Origin of the sequence: Flammeovirga agarivorans, assembly GCF_012641475.1 — a bacterium.
GTDB classification, from domain to species: Bacteria; Bacteroidota; Bacteroidia; order Cytophagales; family Flammeovirgaceae; genus Flammeovirga; species Flammeovirga agarivorans.
This window is the reverse complement of the sequence record NZ_JABAIL010000004.1, coordinates 279,934-301,358: the sequence shown is the minus strand read 5'-3', so window position 1 is coordinate 301,358 and position 21,425 is coordinate 279,934. Positions and strand designations below refer to the sequence as shown.

Below are 21,425 nucleotides of genomic sequence, written 5' to 3'. Positions count from 1 at the left end.
CAACTATTAGAAAATGAAATGGTTAATAAAGATCCTATTTCCCTTTTCTTTTTTATTGATAAAGTTCAATTGCAAGAATAAAACCATTAATTAAATTGCAACTTGAAATGAGTTATACTCATCACATACTAAATCACAACTATCTTATTTAATGGAAAATTCAGAACAAACACAGAATTCCAACTGGGTAAATAAATTCTTGAGTTATGTGGAAAGAATTGGTAATGCTTTACCTCACCCTGCCACATTATTTGCAGGTTTTGCCTTTGGTGTAGTTATCCTATCTTGGATATTTGGTCAGACAGGACTAAGTGTACAACATCCAGGGACAGGTGAAACAATCACTGTAGTTAACCTTATTTCCCAGGAAGGAATCTATTTAATGTTGACTAAGCTTGTAAAAAACTTTACCAACTTCGCACCTCTTGGCGTTGTACTTGTTGCAATGTTAGGTATTGGCATTGCTGAGGGAAGTGGCTTAATTGGCACTTTAATTAGAATATTAGTTTTAAAATCACCCAAAAAGATTATCACATTTGTTGTTGTCTTTGCTGGTGTTTTATCAAATACTGCAAGTGAAGTTGGGTATGTTTTATTGGTACCACTTTCCGCAGTAATATTTTTAGCTTTTGGCAAACATCCTATTGCAGGACTTGCCGCTGCGTTTGCTGGAGTATCTGGTGGGTATTCTGCCAACTTATTATTAGGTACAATTGATCCTCTACTACAAGGTATTTCGCAGGAAGCAGCACAAATTATCGATACGTCTTATTCTATTAATGCTGCATGTAATTATTATTTCATGTTTGTATCTACCTTCTTTATTGGTATTGCCGGTACAATAGTTACTGAAAAAATTGTAATTCCAAGGTTAGGAGAGTACAAAGGAGATGAAGTTGCTGAGGAAATGCATGACCTCACCAAAGAAGAAAGAAAAGGACTTATCTATGCAGGTATTGCTGCTTTTATATTATTTGCAGTCATTTTAATTGGCATTATTCCTTCTGAAGGATTTTTAAGAAGCATTGATGAACCTGAGAACATATTCAGGTCTGCGTTAATGAAAGGGATTGTTTCATGGATCTTTATTATTGCAGCTATTTGTGGTATTGCCTATGGTAAAGGTGCGGGGACTTTTAAAAATGATGCCGATGTAATGAAAGGCATGGGCGAGTCGATGAAAACGATGTCTTCTTACGTTGTATTAGTATTCTTTGCTGCTCAGTTTGTAGCCTATTTCAAATGGACAAACTTAGGTTTGATTTGTGCTGTTAAAGGTGCTGAATTTTTAGAGACAATTGGCTTAGATAAAATACCATTATTAATCTGTTTTATCTTTTTAGCAGCAATGATTAACCTAGTAATGGGTAGTGCTTCTGCAAAATGGACATTAATGGCTCCTGTGTTTATACCTATGTTTATGTTAGTCGGTATTTCTCCAGAATTAACACAAGTAGCTTACAGAATTGGTGATAGTGTCACTAACATTATCTCTCCAATGATGTCTTACTTTGCCTTAATTGTTGCATTTATTCAAAGATATGATAAGAATGCAGGAATCGGTACAGTGATCGCAACTATGCTTCCTTACTCCATTGCATTCTTAATTGTATGGGTGATTTTAATGGCTATTTGGTTGATCGTTGGTTTACCAATTGGGCCAGATTCACCACTTCATTACCTTCCGAATTAATTAATTTTTGTTAATATCACCCTAAAATGCTATTATTTATAAATATATTATTATGTTTGTAAAGCAATCACACGATTGCAATGAGAAATAGTTAGTTTTTGGGTTAGCAAAAAGGCTCCGATTTTCGGGGCCTTTTTGTATTTATAAGGTTTTTATCATTTCCCATAGCCATATCTGAAAAAACATTAATTGTTTAAACAATATTATATTAAAACTTGCCTTTATTGATTCATTTTTGTTAGATTCAAGCACTTTTTTGAGCATTCACTCAAATTTCAATTTAAATACTAATCATTATGTTGAAAAGATCAACACTATCCATTTTAACAGTGTTATTCTTCGCTGTTCAAAGCGTATTCGCACAACAACTTCCAGCTCCTTCCCCAGCAGCTTCAGTAAAACAAACAGTAGGTGTTACTGAAATTTCAATCGATTACTCTTCACCAGCAGTTAAAGGCCGTAAAGTATTTGGTGAGTTAGAACCATTTGGTAAAACTTGGAGAGCAGGTGCTAACGGACCAACTGCAATTACTTTCAGCTCTGACGTTAAGGTTAACGGAAAAGACGTTAAAGCAGGAACTTACAACATCTTCTTAACATTAGAAGAAAATGCAGAATGGACTTTCCACTTCAATGGTAAAGGGAAAAGCATTTTTGCATACAACAAAGATGGTAAGCAAGATCAAGCTGCAATTGATGCAGATGACGTAGCAACTTTTAAAAGTAAGCCACAAGCTGCTCCTATGAAAGAGCGTTTAGCTTATTTAATTGAGTCTGTAACTGATACAGAAGGTAAAGTTACTTTATGGTGGGACAAAACAATGGTAAGCTTTACTGTTGAAGTACCAACTCAATCATTATCTGAAGCAAACATTGAAAAAGCTGTGAAGGAAGCACAAGGTGCATGGAGAACTTACCAAAACGCATCAAACTTCTATGCTTCTTCTAATCCAGAAAAAGCTTTAGAATTAATTGATGAGTCGATTAAGGTTCGTCCAGATTACTTCTGGAACCTATGGACAAAGTCTCAACTTCTTGCTAAACAAGAGAAGTATGATGAAGCATTAACTGTTATCATCAGTGCAAGAGCAGCAGGTGAAGCGAAACCTGATGGAGCTTACAACTACTTCAAAGGAAGTATTCAAAAAAATATCGATGCATGGTTACCAAATGCATCTAAAAAATGGAAAAAAGCAAACAAGGATATTTAATCTTTATTGCTAAAAACCAACTTTTATTACCCTTATATCCTAACTTTTTGGATATAAGGGTAATCTATTAATTAACGTATTCGGAACACAAATCTTGAACTTTCAACAACTTTAATAAATGAAATCCCTTCTCCTATCCTTTTTTATTTTCCTGCAATTACTCTCCTTGGGTCAAACACCAAAAGATCATCAAGAAAATGTATCATCTATTATACAAGACATCAATCATTTAGATCAATTAGGTAGTGTAATGTACTTTGCTGCTCATCCAGACGATGAGAACCAAAGGGTCATTGCTTACTTTGCAAGATCTAGAGGTTATGAAACAGCTTATACTGCTTTAACTAGAGGAGATGGTGGACAAAATCTTATTGGTACAGAAATAAGAGAAGAATTAGGTATGCTTCGTTCACAAGAACTGATAGAAGCCAGAAAAGTAGATGGAGGAAATCAACTATTCAGTAGAGCAAACGACTTTGGATATTCTAAAAACCCTGAAGAAACTTTATCTGTTTGGGACAAAGACCAAGTTCTTGCAGATGCCGTTTGGAATATCAGAAAATTCCGACCAGATATTATCATCACCAGGTTCTCCCCAAACAGAGGAGGAAGAACTCATGGTCACCATACCACATCAGCTATCATTGCTGCAGAGGCATTTAAAATAGCTGGAGACTCCACAGTTTATCCAGAACAATTAAAATATGTTGATCCTTGGCAACCTAAAAGAATTATGTGGAATACAAATTCATGGTTTTTTAGAGGAAAAGGAGAATCATTTGATGCATCAAAATTTGTCAGCCTAGAAACAGGAACATATATCCCAGTTCTTGGAAAGTCTGTAGGAGAAATAGCTATGGCTGCCCGTTCAAAACATAGATGTCAAGGGTTTGGTGCTGCACTTCAAAGAGGTGAAAATCTTGAATATTTTGAATTATTAGATGGAGCTTCAATGTCTGAAGACCCAATGGAAGATATTGACACTTCATGGGCAAGAGTTGAGAATAGTTCTAAGGTTGCTGAATTAATCAAAAAGCTACAATCAACTTTTAATGCTTCGAAAGCTGAAGATGCAATCCCTCAATTAATTGCTATCAAAAAAGAATTATCAAAATTAAATCAGAAAGATTATTGGGTCATCAAAAAATCTAATATTATTGATGATTTAATATTAAGATGTTCAGGACTTTTCCTTGAAGTACTTACAGAAGATGCCTTAATTGCACAAGGTGATTCATTAAAAGTTACTTTGAATTCTATATACAGAGCGGGACAAAATATTTCTTTAGCAAACATCCAATTAGGTAACCTTGTTGAAAAGGAAATGTCTACAAGACTGGAAATCAATAAAATAAACAAACAATCCTTTACTGTCAAGGTCCCTAATGATTTTCCGATCTCACAACCTTATTGGTTGGTAGAAAAGCCAACAAAAGGAATGTATATCGTCAATGATCAAAAGTTAAGAGGAACTCCAGAAAATTCTCCATCATTACCTGTAATCGTTTCTTTAAACATTAATGGTGTTAATATTTCGAAGACACTTAATATCTGGCAAAAAAAGGTTAACCCAGCAAGAGGTGAAGTATATATTCCTTTAGCAGTTGTCCCACCTGTTTCTATCGAAATAGATCAAAGTGTTATGATTTTCAGTGATAATACACCTAAAAAAGTAAATGCTGTAATTACTTCGAACACAAAAAACATAAAAGGAACATTAAATTTCACTACTCCTAAAGGCTGGAATGTACAGCCAGCTTCAAGTGATTTCAACTTACAAAATAAAGGAGACAAGTTAGAGGTTTTAGTTTCTATTACACCTAGTAAAAAAGATAGTGAAGGCACTTTCAAAGCTATTGCTAATATTGATAACAACACTTACGATCTAGGTTTAAACACTATAGATTATGAGCATATTTTCAGACAATACATTTTTAAGCCTGCAGAAGCAAAGGTAATTAAACTTGATATTCAAAGAGGAGATGTAGATGTAGTGGGTTATCTAATGGGAGCTGGTGATGTTGTCCCTCAGTCTTTGGAGGCTGCAGGATACACTGTTGAAATAATTAATCCAGAGAATGTAAAATTAGAGGAAATCAAAAAATTTGATGCGATTGTAGTTGGCATCAGAGCCTATAATGTTTTAGAGAACATGCGATACATTCAACCTGTATTGATGGACTATGTTCAGCAAGGTGGAAATGTTATCGTACAATACAATACATCATTTAGACTAAAAGTTGATCAAGTGGGTCCTTACGAAGGTTTTAAACTTTCGAGAGATCGAATTACAGTAGAAGAAAGTCCTGTAGAAATCCTTGCAAAGGGTAACCCAATTATGAGCTATCCTAATAAAATAACTAAAAAGGACTTTGATGGATGGGTACAAGAAAGAGGTTTGTACTACCCTAATGAATGGGGCACACAATATACGCCAATTTTAAGAATGAAGGACCCCAATCAAGATCCAGCAGACGGAGCTCTTTTGGTCGCAGATTACGGGCAAGGAGCATTCATTTACTCTGGTATTTCTTGGTTTAGAGAACTACCTGCAGGTGTTTCTGGTGCCTTTAGAATTTTTGCAAACATGTTAAACTACAAACCTGAAAATAAACAATAATTATGGATCAATCTGATAAAAAACCACCTATTGGCAAGTCCTGGAAACAGCTATATACAATTGTATTAGGCGAATTGGCAGGGTTAATTCTACTTTTTTATTGGTTTTCAAACGCTTTTAACTAGAAATTAAGTGAGTATTTTAGATTGGATCGTATTATCAGGTACGTTGGCGTTTATCGTTATCTACGGTATTTGGAAAACTCGTCAACAAAATGATATGAACAGTTACCTTCTTGGTAACAAAGAAGCCAAATGGTTTACAGTGGCCCTATCAATTATGGCTACTCAAGCTTCGGCTATTACATTTCTCTCAGCTCCTGGTCAAGCCTTTGTTGATGGAATGCGCTTTGTGCAATTCTATTTTGGCTTACCCTTAGCAATGGTTGTTCTATCCATCACAGTAGTTCCTATATATCATAAGATGAATGTGTATACCGCTTATGAATATTTGGAAAAACGCTTTGATTTAAAGACAAGAACCTTAACAGCAATATTATTCCTTACACAAAGAGGTTTAGCTGCTGGTTTTACCATATTTGCCCCTTCATTAATTCTTTCTTCTTTATTAGGTTGGGATATCAATCTCACCAATATTGGAATTGGTATTGTAGTAACTGCTTATACTGTAATTGGAGGGACAAAAGCGGTGAATCAGACACAAAAGCTACAAATGGCTGTTATATTCGTTGGAATGTTAATCGCCGGTATTTTAGTTGTGCAAATGTTACCAGAAGAAGTATCCTTCTCAAATGCATTACATATTGCTGGAGCTACAGGTAGATTAAATGCTATTGATTTTCAATTCGACCCCACTAGTAAATACAACGTTTGGTCTGGTTTAATTGGTGGATTCTTTCTAGCGATGTCTTACTTTGGAACTGACCAGTCACAAGTGCAACGTTATTTATCTGGAGCATCAATTGGACAAAGTCGAGTTGCGTTACTATTTAATGGTATGATTAAAGTACCAATGCAGTTCTTAATCCTGTTTATTGGTGCGATGGTATATGTCTTCTATTTCTTTAATCCATCTCCTATTCTATTCAATAAAGTTGCTTTAGAAGATGCACAAGCAAACGTGAGTAATTTTCAAAATCTTGAGAACAGCTATAACCAATCTGTTGATACAAGACAAGCTAAAGCTATTGAATATGCACAGGCTTTGAATGGAAATGGCACAAATATAGAAACTGCAAAATCAGCTTTAATTTCAGCCAATGATAACCTTGAAAGTCACAAAGAGCAAATCATTAAACAAATAGAGGCTGAAGCTCCAAATATCGACACAAATGACACCAACTATATCTTTTTAGGCTTTGTGATAAACTATCTCCCTACCGGATTGATTGGTCTACTTATCGCAGTGATCTTATCTGCAAGTATGTCTTCAACATCATCAGAAATCAATGCATTGGCATCGACTTCCATTATTGATATTTATAAAAGAATCTTGAAGCCAAATGCTAGTGATCAACATTACTTAACCGTATCAAAGTTAATTAGTATAGGTTGGGGGCTTTATGCCATATTGTTTGCCACTTTTGCTAATAAATTAGGGTCTCTTATAGAAGCAGTAAATATATTAGGCTCGTTAGTATATGGAGTTATTTTGGGAGTATTTATGATCGCATTCTTTTTCAAGAAAATTACTGCTCGACCAACATTTATAGCAGCAGTTATTTCGGAGGGAATTATCATCTATTTATTCTTTTTTACAGAAGTACCTTTCTTATGGTATAATGTAATTGGCTGTCTATCTGTTATTTCCTTTGGGTTATTATTTAATACGTTTTTGAAAAATAATAGTGTTGTAAAAACAGATTAAATACGTAACTTAATTAAAACTATACATTAATAGTTATTCAGAATATAAAAGATCATTTTTCGTTATTTTAAGCCCGAAAAATTAATAACTTTGTAAGCTTGTAAACAAAAAATTATAATTCATATTACAAATGGCAACGGCGTTAAAAAGTTTAAGTGAATACACTAAGAAGAAAAATATTGACATCTCAGAGAAGAAATTTGCAATAGTTGTTTCTGAGTACAATCCTAAAATCACTGAGTCATTACATGGCGCCGTAGTGGAAACACTATTAAAAGAAGGGGCAAAAGAAGAAAATATCTACAGAGAAGATGTACCAGGTGCTTTCGAATTAACTTTTGGAGCACAGTTAATGGCACAAATTGATGAAGTAGATGCAGTTATTTGCCTAGGTTGTGTAATTCAGGGAGAAACAAAGCACTTTGATTTTATCTGTGATGCTGTAGCACATGGTGTAACGAATGTTTCTCTTAAGTATAACAAGCCTGTTGTATTTGGTTTATTAACACCAAATACTGAGCAACAAGCTTATGATAGAGCTGGAGGAAAACATGGTAACAAAGGTGTAGAAGCTGCTGTTGCTGCTATTAAAATGCTTGGTTTTAATCAATAAGAAATAAATATCAAAAGTGAGATAGTATTATCTCACTTTTATGCTTTAAGAGTATGTGGAAAAAGATTGCTGATTTTATCCTTGGGAATAGAATACCTATTCTCATTTTTATTGGGATCACTACTGTTTTTATGGGCTATCAAGCCAAAGATGTTAAGTGGTCTTATCAATACATTAGAATTATCCCGGATGATGATCCGGACATGATTGCTTTTAATGAATTCCAATCGCGTTTTGGTGAAGATGCCTCTTCTTTTGTACTAGGTATCAAAGATCCAAAGCTTTATCAGTTGGAAAACTTTAATAAGTTCATGCAATTGGGTAAAGACATTAAAGATTTACATGGAATCACTAATGTTCTTTCTATGGCCAATGTTCCTAATTTAATTGCCAATAGAAAAGAACAAAAATTTGAGATTCATCCGTTCTTTAGTCACCCTCCATCAACTCAAGCAGAACTGGACAGTATCATTGGAAAAGAGAAAGAAGTAAAAGCTTTCGAACACCGCCTTATAAGTAAAGAAGGTGCTACAGCAATGGTCATCAATATGGATCCTGTTATTTTGAATTCAAAAAACAGAACTGCTGTAATGCTTAAACTAGAAGCAAGAGCACAAGAGTTTTCTGATGAAACAGGGATTAAACTATATTACGCAGGGATGCCTTATGTTAGGTCTATCATGGCTAACAATGTAAAAAAGGAAACAATGGTTTTCCTAGGTATTTCTATTGGTGTAGTAGCATTAGTTCTATTCTTATTCTTTAGATCATTCTCTCCAGTATTTTATCCATTGGTAGTCATTGGGGTCGTGATTGTTTGGATTATGGGTACACTAGCCCTCTTCAATTATGAGATCACTATCTTGACAGGACTTTTACCTCCTGTACTTGTCGTTATTGGTATTCCAAACTGTATTTATTTACTTAATAAATACCATCAAGAAATCGCCAATGGTCTAGACAAAAGAGATGCATTAGCTGTAATTATCAAAAAGATTGGTGTAGTAACACTTATCACAAATACTACAACAGCTATTGGTTTCATGGTATTGATTACAACGGGAATTAAAGCAATGCAAGAGTTTGGTATCGTTGCAGGTATCAACATTGCCATTACTTTTATACTAAGTATCACTTTTATTCCAATTGTGTTCTCTTACCTTCCTGCACCACAAGTAAGACATTTAAAGCACTTAGAATTTAAGCCTACAAATTGGTTAATCCACCAGTTAGAAGTTTTAGTTACTCATTACAGATCTGGTGTATATGTATTTACCAGTTTAATGGTAGCTGTTTCAATTTATGGGTCTTACCAAGTAACAGCGGAATCTTATATGGTAGACGACCTTCCAGAAGATTACCATGTAAAACAAGACCTTCGCTTTTTTGAAAATGAATTCAGTGGTGTAATGCCATTAGAAATTGAAATCGATACAAAAAAGAAAAGAGGATATATGAAAAAAGGATACTTAGGTAAAGTTGAAGAAATTGAAGACTTTATCGGTTCCTTACATGAAGTATCTCCTCCTATTTCAATTAATACATTTTTAAAAGCTGCGAACCAATCATTCCATGGTGGTGATTCATCTTTCTACAAACTTCCTTCTAGAAGTGAGATGTCATACATTATGAAATATGCTCGTAATAGTGCGGACGATCAAACATCCTCTTTAAGTGACGCAATGATTGATTCCACAGGTAGATTTATTCGAATCACAACTTCTATGGCTGACATCGGTTCCATTAAAATGGAAAACTTAGTAGACGATGTTATCCGACCTAAGTTAGCTGAAATCACAAAAGGGACTGGTCTTGAAGCTGTCGTAACAGGTTCTACACTAATATTCATTAAAGGAAATGATTTCCTTATTAAGAACTTAAAACAGAGTATGCTTATTGCTTTCTTTTTGATTGCAGTAATCATGGGTACATTGTTCGGTAACATTCGTATCATCATTATTTCATTGATACCAAATATTATTCCTCTACTATTCACTTTAGGGCTAATGGGCTTTTTAGGAATTCCATTAAAACCTAGTACAGCGATTGTATTCAGTATTGCTTTTGGTATTTCTGTAGATGACTCAATTCACTTTTTGGCAAAGTATAGACAAGAGATTGTCTTGCATAATTACAACATGAAGAAAGCTGTAATTATGGCCTTAAGAGAAACTGGAGCAAGTATGCTTTATACTTCAATTGTTCTATTCTGTGGATTTGCCATATTTATGGGATCAACTTTCGGGGCAACTCAAGCATTAGGTTTACTTACTTCTGTAACACTTATCGTAGCCATGTCTACAAACCTTACTTTACTACCATGCTTATTGTATACTTTTGATGTAAACAAACAAGCAATGCATCCTATCATTGACGGAATGGACACATTCTATTTTGAAGATGAAGATGAAGAAATTGATATCGACAGAATCAATGTAGGGAGTGAAAGTGAAGAAGAAGAGTAAACATTAGATATAGGTTAATAAAAAAGCAGTTGAAATCAATTTCAACTGCTTTTTTATTTTATTATAAAATTAAAACTCTAACCTAACATTTTCTCGGCTTGGGCATCTGTCAACTCAAGGTCATGGAATACTTGTTGAACATCATCATCATCTTCCAATCGATCTATAAGCTTCATCACTACCTCTAAAACCTCATCGTCTACCTCTTTCGTAGTATGAGGAATACGTTGTAAGTTAGCGCTCGTTACTTCTATGTTTAACTCTTCTAACTTCTTATTTACAGCGCCAAAGTCTTCCATCACAGAAGTTACTTGAACTTGCTGTTCATGAACCTCAATATCATCTGCTCCAGCATCAATTAACTCAAGCTCTAATTCTTCTTCGTCCATTCCTTCAGGAAGCTCAAAGTTGAAAACTCCTTTCCTATCAAAAAGAAACTCCAAAGAACCATTTTTAGCCAATGAGCCTTCAAGTTTAGCAAAGTAGCTTTTTACATTTTGAACAGTTCTTCTTGTATTATCAGTACTGCATTCAACATAGATTGCAATCCCTCCTTTCGAGTAGCCTTCATAAGTTAACTCCTCGAAAATGATATCATCACTCCCTTGGGTTTTCTTAATCGCTCTTTCTATGGTATCCTTAGGCATATTTGAACCTTTAGCATTTTGAATAGCTAAACGTAACCTAGGGTTCATTTCAGGATCAGGCCCTCCCTCTTTTGCTGCAACCGTAATCTCTCTACCTAACTTTGTGAAAAGTTTATTTCGTTTTGCATCTTGGGCGCCTTTTCTATGTTTAATATTGGCCCATTTACTATGTCCTGCCATTATTAAAAATGTTTGAATCCTTGAGCTGAAAGTGGAACAATTTGTTCTCCTACTGTAACCATTCTTGCACTATTTGGTTCTTCATCTACATAACCAATAAAATAGATATTTGGATTCTTCTCTACTTTCTTATAGTCATCTTGAGAAATGGTAAACAGTAGCTCATAATCTTCCCCTCCATTTAAACCTGGAGTTACTGAAGGGATATTAAATTCGTGAGCGGCATCAAAAGTTCTTTGATCAACAGGAATTTTCTGTTCATAAATAACGGCTCCTACATTTGATGCTTTACATAAATGTAGAATCTCCGAAGCAACACCATCTGAGACATCAATCATAGAGGTAGGTACAATTCCTAATTCTCTAAAATCATGAATAAAATCAGTTCTTGCTTCAGGTCTTAGCTGTCTTCCTACGATATACTCGTAGTCATCCAACTTAGGTTGCATATTAGGATCTGCTTCAAATACTTTCTTTTCTCTTAATAATACTTGTAACCCCATGTAAGCAGCACCTACATCTCCTGACATACAAATGATATCATCTTTTTTCGCACCACTTCTATATGCAATTTTGTCTTTTGCTACGCGTCCTGTTGCTGTAACAGAAATCACTAACCCAGATCTTGATGAAGTAGTATCTCCTCCGACTAGATCGACATTATAGTTTTTACAAGCTGCGTTGATACCTTGATAAATCATATCAATAGCTTCAACAGAAAAACGGTTAGTAACGGCAATACTTACTGTTACTTGCTCTGGTAACGCATTCATTGCTGCTATATCAGAAACATTTACTGCGATCGCTTTATACCCTAAATGCTGTAAAGGCATAAAACTCAGATCGAAATGAATACCTTCTAAAAGCATATCAGTAGAAACAACCATATAATCATCTCCACAATCTATAACTGCTGCATCATCTCCAATACCCTTTACAGTATTTGAGTGATGAATTTTTACATCTCTAGTAATATGATCAATAAGGCCAAATTCACCCATTTGATCAATCTCTGTTCTATTTTTATCTGACATTTTACAAAGGTATTAATGAAGCATCAATTTTGCTACCATAAAGTATACTCCAAGTCCAATCAAATCATTACAAGTGGTAATGAAAGGTCCTGAAGCTAAAGCGGGATTAATGCCAAACTTATTTAAAATGATTGGGGTAATTGTACCCATAAAGGAGGCAATCATGATAACACTAAATAAAGCAACAGACACAACTATTGCTAATTCATGGTTATCGGAGAATACCATATTAAAACCGTACACTAAGGAAGCTAATGTTAAACCATTCAATATTGCCACAATAAATACCCTTAAATAACGGTTCCATACAGAGCCTTGAAATCCTCCACTTGCCAATGTTTGTACTACAATTGTTGAAGACTGAATACCTACATTCCCTCCTGTTGCAGTAATTAATGGGATAAAGAAAGCCATAGCAGGTATACGACTTAATTCTGCTTCAAAACCTCCTAAGAAGTTAGCTCCCAATAATCCACCGGACATTCCTACTATAAGCCAAGGTAGACGAGCTTTTGCCATTTGCCAAAAACTATCTGTTTCTTCTACATCTTCCGATAGACCCGACATCGCTTGTTGATCTTTTTCAGCTTGTTCAGTGATAACATCAACAACATCATCAATGGTAATTCTACCTATTAATCGACCTTGTACATTAATAACAGGTATTACTTCTAAATCATAGTGTTGCATAATATCTGCAACTTCCTCTTCATCTTGATAAGAGTATACTTTTGCAATCTGAGGCTCATATAAGTCTGATACTTTTATATCATCAGTAGCCATAAGAAGCTTCTTCATGGATATTCTACCCAACAAAACATTGTAATCGTCTACTACATAAACCGTATACAATTTATCGACATCTCTCCCTTGCCTTCTTACCTCGTCTATACATTGTTTAACATTCCAATTGATATTGGCTTTCACCAATTCTTTGGCCATTAAACCACCTGCACAGTCCTCTTCATAATGAAGTAGATCAATAATGTATTGAACTTTCTCATGATTGTTCATACTCGCCAGGACTTCCTCTTTGCTTTTCACAGGGAATTCATTTAGAATATCTGCGGCATCATCAGAATCAGTCTGGTCCATATATTTAGCCAACTCTTGAGGAGTGAATAACTCTAGAAAATTCTTTCTAGTATCTTCATCAATCTCACTGATTACATTGGCTCCCACCTCAGGGTTTAACAGTTCCAGTATGTATTTACATTCTTCAGCATTTAACCCTTCCATTACAGATGAGATATCCGCCGAGTGCATACCATCAAATTCGTTGATTAAGTATGTATCCTCTTGCTGTTCGACAGCACGAGATAGTTGTTTTATATATTTTGCTGAATATTCGAATGACATACTTTCTATTTTATACTAGCCGCCAATTATTTCATGTAAACGGCCAAAAAATTCGTCCCACAATTCCTTTAACTCATCGATATCGTCCATATCTGAATAGTCAGTAACAGTTACGAAAGAAGATTGAGCTAATTCACTGAAATCAAATTTGAAATCTAAATAAGCTGACTTCTCTTCATTTAATTCCTTATCAAAAACATATTTTACATGTTGGTTCTGACGTTTAACAGAAACATTTCCTGTTTTCACATCATTGCCCCATGCAAATGTAATTTTTTTATGTTCAACATCCTCTTTTACTGTATCAGCAAACCAATCTTTTAATAAATTGGGCATGATAAAATAAGGATATAGCTTTTGTAATGGTACCCTAAACTCGTATTCTGCTTCAAATTTAAATCTACTCATGACATTTGTATTATTAGTGCTTATATATTTTCATATTCTGTGGTACACAATAATCCGAAATTACTCTATAAGTGACAATAAAATAAATTTAAATAATCATTATTTTTTTAGTTTGATCTGCTCATACGCTCATAAAAACCTATGTTTAAGTACCCTAATCATAACTTTTAACAAAAAAATAAATTGTGTATGCTGATCTAAAAAACATCCCACAAAGTCATCTACTGGTAGATGTAAGAAATTTTGTAATGCATGAGTAATTTTATTTCATTCAATTTAAATGACTTATAATGGGCTTCACATTAATTTAAAAATATATAAGTTTAAAATATTGGATTTTTAGATATTACCCCCCATATTTGCACACCGAAATGGCGAGGTAGCTCAGTTGGTTAGAGCGTCGGATTCATAACCCGGAGGTCACGAGTTCAACTCTCGTTCTCGCTACAACGACTTAATTCAGTGCATTTGTCCGCACACATGGCGAGGTAGCTCAGTTGGTTAGAGCGTCGGATTCATAACCCGGAGGTCACGAGTTCAACTCTCGTTCTCGCTACAACGACTTAATTCAGTGCATTTGTCCGCACATATGGCGAGGTAGCTCAGTTGGTTAGAGCGTCGGATTCATAACCCGGAGGTCACGAGTTCAACTCTCGTTCTCGCTACAAACAAGACCATTATTCTATTGGGTAATGGTCTTTTTATTTTAAATGAAAAAATAATCCAATAAAAAAAGCACTACAAAACTGAATTTGTAGTGCTTTTTTATGACGAAGGAAAGCTAATTATTGAACCATCATATCTGAGATAATCATAGTCGCTTCCTTAATATATTCATCTTTCTTGATCGCTTCTGACCACTTCTCAGCTGATTTCTCTATTACTGAATCAGGTTTCGAAGTAGGATAGTGATCTTTCATTACTGTAATATCGAACTCGTCATGAGTTTTTTCAGCTTCGCGTAATTTCTTAGACTCTTCATCTAATTTTTTCTGCTCTGCTCTAAATTCATCTAAGTTTAAAGTATAATACTTCTTATCCTCCTGTTTTTTCAAACGTAAAGCATTATCCTCTACGATATTGAAGACTTGGTTTGTTGCAACTCTATTTTCAGATTTTGCTTTTAAGTCTGCGATTGGCAATTGCTCATGCCACATAGCATATTTTGCTGGTTGGATCTTATCATAAGGCAATACAAAAGGAAGATCTTCTTCACCTACTTCTAAGTAAGCATAAGTATCAGGAAGTTTAATATCTGGTGTAACACCCTCAACTTGCGTCGCTCCACCATTAATTCTGTAGAATTTCTGAATGGTTAATTTCAATGAACCTAATGGTTTAAACTCATTACTTCTAGACATTCTATCAAGATCAATAAATCTTTGAACTGTACCTTTACCAAATGACTTAGAACCCAAGATAATAGCACGACCATGATCTTGTAAAGCTGCCGATACAATCTCTGATGCTGATGCACTCATTCTGTTGATCATTACTACTAAAGGACCATCATATTGTCTATTGTTAGTTTCTGGTTTTAAAGTCTTAGAACCTGCACCTTTACTTTTCACCTGAACTACTGGGCTTCTACCAACAAAATGACCCACGATTTCTACAGCATCACCAAGTGATCCACCGCCATTGTTTCTTAAGTCAAGAACAATACCGTCTACCCCTTGACCTTTAAGTTTAATGATTTCTTGCTTAATGTCATCACCACAACTTCTACCATTTCTGTCTTGGAAATCTACGTAGAAACTTGGCAAATCAATCAAACCAATCTTCTTTCCAGAATTTTTATCTTCAATAACAGCTGATTTTGCATATGATTCTTCAATCACTACAACATCTCTGATAATAGGAATAACAACGATTCTTCCATCGGGCTTTCTTACTGTTAATCGAACTTCAGTACCTTTTGGCCCTTTGATCAATTTGATAGCATTTTTTAATGACATACCACCAATATCAACTGGATCTTCTTCAGCTTGGGCTACTTTTAAAATAATATCATTTGCTTCTAAGTCACCTTGCTTCCATGAAGCAGAACCTGTAATAATGCTTACTACTTTTACTTCTCCACCTGTTTGTTGTAGACGAGCACCGATACCTTCAAAATGACCTGAAATCTCTGTGTCAAATTGTTCTTTTTTCTCTGGTGGGAAATATTCAGTATGCGGACCATAAATTGAGATCAATGAATTTAAGTACAAAGCATAGTGATCTTCTTCATCTTGCTTCTTGATGAAATCAAAAACGTCTTTGTAGTTAGTTTGAACTTTTTCTCTAACATCTGCCTCCATCTCTTCATATGAAATGGGTTCGAAGGACTCTCCCTTTTCTTCAGCTGCTTTCTTCTTATTTTCTTGGTCTTTTAGCTTAGTGTTCATTCTAAGCAATGCCGCATATTTAAGTGTCTTTCTCCAACGGTCGTAACGATCTTTCTCATTTTTAGGAAATTTCATTTCATCACGATCGAATAGAATTGTCTCTTTCTTAGTAAAGTCAAAAGGTTTAGAAAGAATTTCCTCAGTAATTGCTTCTACTTCACCTCTTCTTTGCTCAAAAATCTTTACAGATAATTCATACAAATCAGTACTTACAGTATTCTTTACTTCATCATCTAATTTATCTTCAGACTTATTGAATTTACTGATATCTGATTTTAAAAAATATCTTTTATTTGGGTCTAAATTTTTAAGGTATTGATGATATGCATTTTCACTAAATTCATCATCAATTTCTACTGTATTATAATGTATTTGTTTTAGAGCAGTAAAGATTAAACTTCTCTTGATAATATTTTTATTGCTATTCTCTGGGGCCTCAATTTTTGCTAAAATTGAAAATCCGAATAACCCTAACCCCACTAACAACACCGGTAAAAAAAGTGCTTTTTTTCTTTTAGACATATTCTAATATTGTGATTTTGAGCTTAATACTATTTTTGTACTTATTTGATCTTTCTAAAATACAAATTAATTAACTTGACGCTTGTATTTTTTTAAAATTTCAAGGAAACTTTTAGTGTCTTTATACCCCATAAAAACTTTCTCTTTCCCATTAGGATGTAATACGATAATTGCGGGATAACTGTTTATTTCATGTTGGTCCGTATACGATTCGTTCGTAAATGTCTTTCCCTTAAAAGTAAAACTTCCATCTTTCTCTGGGTTCAATTTCACTGCATGATAATTCTCTTTTACATATTGAACGACTTCATCATCTTGGAATGTTTTCTTATCTAATATTTTACACCATCCACACCAATCGGTATAAACATCTACAAAAATTGGTTTATCATCTGATGTAGAAGCTTCGATGGCACTTTCCATAGACTTCCATTCTATTTCTCCTTTACCAGAAAAGTTATATGAAGTAGAAAATAATAGTAAAAGTAAGAGAATGCTTTTCATTGTATTTCAGAAAAAGGTGAATGTATATCACACATAAACAACATACAGGCTTATTGATATATTAGGTAGATAATTTTTTCTTTACAAACAGTAGAAATCTGATCTATCTATTTACAAAATGGACTATATAAAATGATTAAAAGTTCTGAGTGATAAACTTTAACGTGTTATCAAAAATAGTAAAATAACCATACAGTTTACATTAGAAAACCCTAATTCTTATAGTTTTTAGCATCTTTTTTATAAAAACCTCAGATTATAGACACGACTTTTATATAAATACTAACAATGCACTGTTTTTTATTCATCTTATTCCGTTTCACTTCGAAATAATAGTAAAATTAAGTTTAAACAAAATTTAATATTTGAAACTAATTTTACATTTTTGTAGCTACAATTTTTAATTTTTTTAATCCTAAGCTAAAATGAAATTCTATAAGAATTTAACCTTCTGTCTGCTTTTTGCTGTTTTCACTCCTCTATTTACAGCTAATGCTCAAACAACGACCGCCGACTCAACAAAAAATTGGAGTTCTGAAGGTCAAGTTGGTCTTAATTTTTCAAACGTTGGTCTTGTCAATTGGTCAGGTGGTGGTACCAGTTCATATTCTTTTGGTGCAGTATTAAATTATAAAGCCAAAAGAGAAACTGAAAAAGCAATCACAAGGTTATACACTGAGATGGCTTACGGAATGATCTACCAAGATGGCACTGCTTTCCCTTTAAAGAAAACAGATGACCAGTTAGTAATTGGAGGTGATTATAGTTATAAAATAAGTCCTAAATTTTTAGCTACAATATCAGGAGATTTCAGATCTCAATTTGACGACGGTTATGAATACACTGTAGATGATGCGACGAAAATTGAGACAAAAAATCAAATTTCTGCTTTCTTTGCTCCAGCCTACTTAAATGTAAATGCCGGTCTTACTTACACTCCTTTTGATTGGATGTATGGAACATTATCTCCTGTAGGTAATCGTATGACTTTCGTTACTGACACAGTTTTTTCTGAAAAATATGGTCTTGAACCTGGTGAAACTTTTAGAAATCAAAATGGTGTTAATTTCAAATTGGGAATCAAAAAAGAAATCGTAAAAAATGTCACTTTACAAAGTACTTACAATATGTTTGCTGAATACTCAAGACTTGGCGAATGGGTTGTAAACTGGGACTTTTTATTAGATATGAAAGTAAACGACTGGTTAAGCTGTAACTTTGCTACACAATTAATTTATGATCCTGATGTAGCTGTAGAAAAATCAGATGGAACAGTTGGTCAAGCTATTCAGTTTAAACACGCATTAAATATAGGTATTGTCTATCGCCTTCATCAAAAGAAAGATAAAAGCGAATAAAAAGACGAACTTCTAAAACAGAAAAAAACGATTGCAATTATCCTGCAATCGTTTTTTTTATTTCAAATTGTTGCTCTTTATCAACGTCTTTTTTCTCCACTTTAAGCACTTCTTTTTGAGGCTTTGGACCAGACATCATAAATGCTAACAATCCCATAGCAAATAATATTGGCATTGCTATTAACACAATACCGATGAGTAATTCCATAAAAGCGTATAGTTTAAGTGTATTTGTAAATATAACACTTAAACTATACGTTTACAAGCATTAACTATAACTACTGACAATTCGTGTATCCGAACGTCTCACTGATCGCTACTGAAGTACCTTCACTGATATTGTAATTATAAACACCACTTGTTGGGTAATTATTTTCATTTTTATCATAATCCATGTCTTCGCTATAATCACCTTCAATGTAAGATGATCTTTCGTAAGCTTCAGAGTTGATATTATAGATACTTACTCTATAGAATTTAGTAATACTTGAGCTAAATCTTGATGCATCACCAAAGAAAAATCCATCATTTTGGAAAGAAGTTTCGAAAATAGAAATGATATAAAAAACCAGACCTTGCATTGGGTTTCTCATTGTATTTTCATATTGGTAGTCGTTAATTAAAACGGCTAATCCATCTTCGATATAGCTAAATTCTAATACATCACTATCACCATTGTAAGAGAATTCATAGTGATCTACTTCTTCAATGTCAGAATTTTCGTCTTCTCTGTTATAGATGTATTTGATTCTATTTTGTTCATCATAACCAAATACAAATTCAAGAACACTACCATCAACTGCTTCAGCTGAAAGCATATGAGGCTTACCATCAAGATAAGTAACAGACAAAATTTCGTCACTCCCAATAAGTACCCTAGTTAACTCATTACCAGAATACTCAAACGAATACTCTACTTCTTGCTCAATACTTTGTGTGTTACCTGTTGTATCAAGGAAACTGTAGTTAATTTGGTCAGAGTAAGAGACAAGTTGCTCTTCTTGGTAAGTATAAGTTTTACGATTTACAAAATCCTGAAAGTTTACATCAGAACTATCTACAGAAGCCGAATAAACATAAGATGAAAGTTTACAATCTGCAGCTACTGGCGAAGTGTTGTAATTTGGTCCCGAATCTTCATCGTCAGAACAAGAGAACACAAATACTGCGATGAATAGAATAAATAAGGTGTTTTTCAGTTTAAGCATACAACAAAGGTTTGAATAGGTTTTTTGAATAGTTCAACTAATTAATATTAGTTAATAATTTTAACTTTTCATAAATAAGTTTTAATAAAAAGTTCCCAAATGAGCATATTTCACAAATTGATCCCTAAAAAGTACTAACGCAAATTGTATTTCGCCAAGACGAACAGTTATAACTAAAAGTTATGAATCTATAATAAATGATAATATAATGGTTCTAAACTGCACTTTTTTACCCCTTAAATTTAGTAGACTATTGCATTTGAAAATTTGAGTTAGCAACTTTGTGTAACAGTAAGCTAAACAATTGGCTTATTTTTAAGTTGTGTATCAAACAAGACGTCAACAAGAAATGTTAGCGAACCACTAACCGAACTGACGCTTTTTAAACATAGAATATAGGATATGGCGATTATTATCACCGACGAATGTATCAACTGTGGGGCATGTGAACCAGAATGCCCAAACACTGCAATCTATGAAGGCGGTGTTGAATGGACTTGGGGTGGAGGAACTGAATTACAATCAGTTGAATTAGAGGATGGATCTTCTATTCCAGGCGATGAAGAGCAAGAACCTGTTTCTGATGAGTTCTACTATATCGTCCCTGATAAATGTACTGAATGTATTGGTTTCCATGAAGAGCCACAATGTGCTGCTGTATGTCCAGTTGATTGTTGTGTAGACGATCCGGATTACAGAGAAACTGAAGAAGAACTTACTGCCAAGAAAGAATGGCTACATGACGAATAAGAAATTATTCTCAGATATATTAAAACGGTAAGTAGTTTCCCCTACTTACCGTTTTTTTATATTATTTAGTTTCTTCTTCATCAAACCAGCTACTATACATCACATAATTGTTGGCAGTTCTTTCAAATACAGCTTTCAATTTATCATCTAGTGGTTTAATTTTTTTTGCTGGGATACCTGCATATAAATAACCAGATTCTAATCTAGCGTTTTGTAAAACAACTGCTCCTGCTGCTATTAACACATTTTCTTCAACGACAGCATCATCCATTACAATCGCTCCCATTCCAACTAATACATTGTCATGTATTGTACAACCATGTACCAAGGCATTATGTCCAATAGAAACATTATTACCTAAAATAGTAGCAGAGGTCTGATAGGTACAATGAATTACTGCACCATCTTGAATATTACATTTATCTCCAATTGTAATTTTATTTACATCACCTCTTACAACCGCACTAAACCAAACGCTACAATCTTTACCCATTGTTACGTCCCCTACTACAGTTGCATTGTCAGCTAAAAAACAATTCTCTCCAATTATTGGTGAAACACCCTTTACTGGTTTTATAAGTGCCATAATATTAATGTCTTATGTTTTGATATATTTCCCCTTTATTTCCTAGTCCG

At 34.1% G+C, this 21,425-nt stretch carries 17 protein-coding genes and 3 tRNA genes; 11 read left to right on the top strand and 9 right to left on the bottom strand.

The annotated features are described in order from the left end of the window. The first annotated feature begins 151 nt into the window (after positions 1-151). The 6 genes from HGP29_RS14185 to HGP29_RS14160 all read left to right on the top strand — a co-directional run bounded on the left by HGP29_RS14185 (position 152) and on the right by HGP29_RS14160 (position 10,429). A complete protein-coding gene (locus HGP29_RS14185) occupies positions 152-1,693 on the top strand; it encodes an AbgT family transporter (protein WP_168883077.1) in 1,542 nt (513 codons plus the stop codon). Between the two features lie 296 nt (positions 1,694-1,989). Beyond that, positions 1,990-2,904 (top strand): DUF2911 domain-containing protein, encoded by a 915-nt coding sequence (locus HGP29_RS14180; protein ID WP_168883076.1) that lies wholly within the window; start codon positions 1,990-1,992, stop codon positions 2,902-2,904. Positions 2,905-3,022: 118 nt separating this feature from the next. Further along, on the top strand, positions 3,023-5,524 hold the full coding sequence (locus tag HGP29_RS14175; RefSeq protein ID WP_168883075.1) for a PIG-L family deacetylase: 2,502 nt from the start codon (positions 3,023-3,025) through the stop codon (positions 5,522-5,524). A gap of 132 nt (positions 5,525-5,656) precedes the next feature. Next, positions 5,657-7,351, top strand: coding sequence for a sodium:solute symporter (locus HGP29_RS14170; protein WP_168883074.1), 1,695 nt, complete (start codon positions 5,657-5,659; stop codon positions 7,349-7,351). Positions 7,352-7,481: 130 nt separating this feature from the next. Next, positions 7,482-7,964 (top strand): 6,7-dimethyl-8-ribityllumazine synthase, encoded by a 483-nt coding sequence (ribH, locus tag HGP29_RS14165; protein ID WP_168883073.1) that lies wholly within the window; start codon positions 7,482-7,484, stop codon positions 7,962-7,964. A gap of 53 nt (positions 7,965-8,017) precedes the next feature. Then, on the top strand, positions 8,018-10,429 hold the full coding sequence (locus HGP29_RS14160; RefSeq protein ID WP_168883072.1) for an efflux RND transporter permease subunit: 2,412 nt from the start codon (positions 8,018-8,020) through the stop codon (positions 10,427-10,429). Positions 10,430-10,506: 77 nt separating this feature from the next. Here HGP29_RS14160 and HGP29_RS14155 read toward each other — a convergent pair whose 3' ends face one another. Genes HGP29_RS14155 through HGP29_RS14140 form a run of 4 tightly spaced genes read right to left on the bottom strand, consistent with a single transcriptional unit; the run spans position 10,507 to position 14,057 of the window. Further along, positions 10,507-11,256: a YebC/PmpR family DNA-binding transcriptional regulator gene (locus HGP29_RS14155; RefSeq protein WP_168883071.1), complete on the bottom strand. Its 750-nt coding sequence runs from the start codon at positions 11,254-11,256 to the stop codon at positions 10,507-10,509. 2 nt (positions 11,257-11,258) lie between these two features. Next, positions 11,259-12,290, bottom strand: a complete 1,032-nt coding sequence (gene thiL, locus HGP29_RS14150; protein ID WP_168883070.1) for a thiamine-phosphate kinase — start codon at positions 12,288-12,290, stop codon at positions 11,259-11,261. Positions 12,291-12,302: 12 nt separating this feature from the next. Then, positions 12,303-13,649 (bottom strand): magnesium transporter, encoded by a 1,347-nt coding sequence (mgtE, locus tag HGP29_RS14145; protein ID WP_168883069.1) that lies wholly within the window; start codon positions 13,647-13,649, stop codon positions 12,303-12,305. A gap of 15 nt (positions 13,650-13,664) precedes the next feature. Next, positions 13,665-14,057: an START-like domain-containing protein gene (locus tag HGP29_RS14140; protein ID WP_168883068.1), complete on the bottom strand. Its 393-nt coding sequence runs from the start codon at positions 14,055-14,057 to the stop codon at positions 13,665-13,667. A gap of 373 nt (positions 14,058-14,430) precedes the next feature. On the opposite strand from HGP29_RS14140, the gene HGP29_RS14135 reads away from it, so the two are divergent. From HGP29_RS14135 to HGP29_RS14125, 3 genes are all read left to right on the top strand, one after another. Beyond that, a tRNA-Met gene (locus HGP29_RS14135) sits at positions 14,431-14,504 on the top strand. Positions 14,505-14,539: 35 nt separating this feature from the next. Further along, a tRNA-Met gene (locus tag HGP29_RS14130) sits at positions 14,540-14,613 on the top strand. Positions 14,614-14,648: 35 nt separating this feature from the next. Next, positions 14,649-14,722 (top strand) — tRNA-Met (locus HGP29_RS14125). Positions 14,723-14,842: 120 nt separating this feature from the next. Here HGP29_RS14125 and HGP29_RS14120 read toward each other — a convergent pair. Then, positions 14,843-16,969 (bottom strand): carboxy terminal-processing peptidase, encoded by a 2,127-nt coding sequence (locus HGP29_RS14120; protein ID WP_168883067.1) that lies wholly within the window; start codon positions 16,967-16,969, stop codon positions 14,843-14,845. A gap of 66 nt (positions 16,970-17,035) precedes the next feature. Continuing rightward, complete coding sequence (locus HGP29_RS14115) at positions 17,036-17,473, bottom strand: thioredoxin family protein (protein ID WP_168883066.1); 438 nt, start codon at positions 17,471-17,473, stop codon at positions 17,036-17,038. A gap of 425 nt (positions 17,474-17,898) precedes the next feature. On the opposite strand from HGP29_RS14115, the gene HGP29_RS14110 reads away from it, so the two are divergent. Beyond that, positions 17,899-18,831, top strand: a complete 933-nt coding sequence (locus tag HGP29_RS14110; RefSeq protein ID WP_168883065.1) for a DUF3078 domain-containing protein — start codon at positions 17,899-17,901, stop codon at positions 18,829-18,831. 37 nt (positions 18,832-18,868) lie between these two features. Here the strand turns inward: HGP29_RS14110 and HGP29_RS14105 are convergent, their stop codons facing one another. Together HGP29_RS14105 and HGP29_RS14100 are read right to left on the bottom strand one after the other, a co-directional pair. Next, positions 18,869-19,039, bottom strand: a complete 171-nt coding sequence (locus HGP29_RS14105; RefSeq protein WP_168883064.1) for a hypothetical protein — start codon at positions 19,037-19,039, stop codon at positions 18,869-18,871. A 70-nt stretch (positions 19,040-19,109) separates the two neighbouring features. Continuing rightward, positions 19,110-20,039: a hypothetical protein gene (locus tag HGP29_RS14100; protein WP_168883063.1), complete on the bottom strand. Its 930-nt coding sequence runs from the start codon at positions 20,037-20,039 to the stop codon at positions 19,110-19,112. Positions 20,040-20,441: 402 nt separating this feature from the next. Here HGP29_RS14100 and HGP29_RS14095 point away from each other — a divergent pair, with 402 nt between their 5' ends. Beyond that, entirely contained in the window at positions 20,442-20,789 is a 348-nt protein-coding gene (locus HGP29_RS14095; protein WP_168883062.1) for a 4Fe-4S dicluster domain-containing protein, read from the top strand. Between the two features lie 61 nt (positions 20,790-20,850). Here the strand turns inward: HGP29_RS14095 and HGP29_RS14090 are convergent, their stop codons facing one another. Further along, on the bottom strand, positions 20,851-21,375 hold the full coding sequence (locus tag HGP29_RS14090) for a gamma carbonic anhydrase family protein (protein WP_168883061.1): 525 nt from the start codon (positions 21,373-21,375) through the stop codon (positions 20,851-20,853). Positions 21,376-21,425 lie beyond the last annotated feature (50 nt).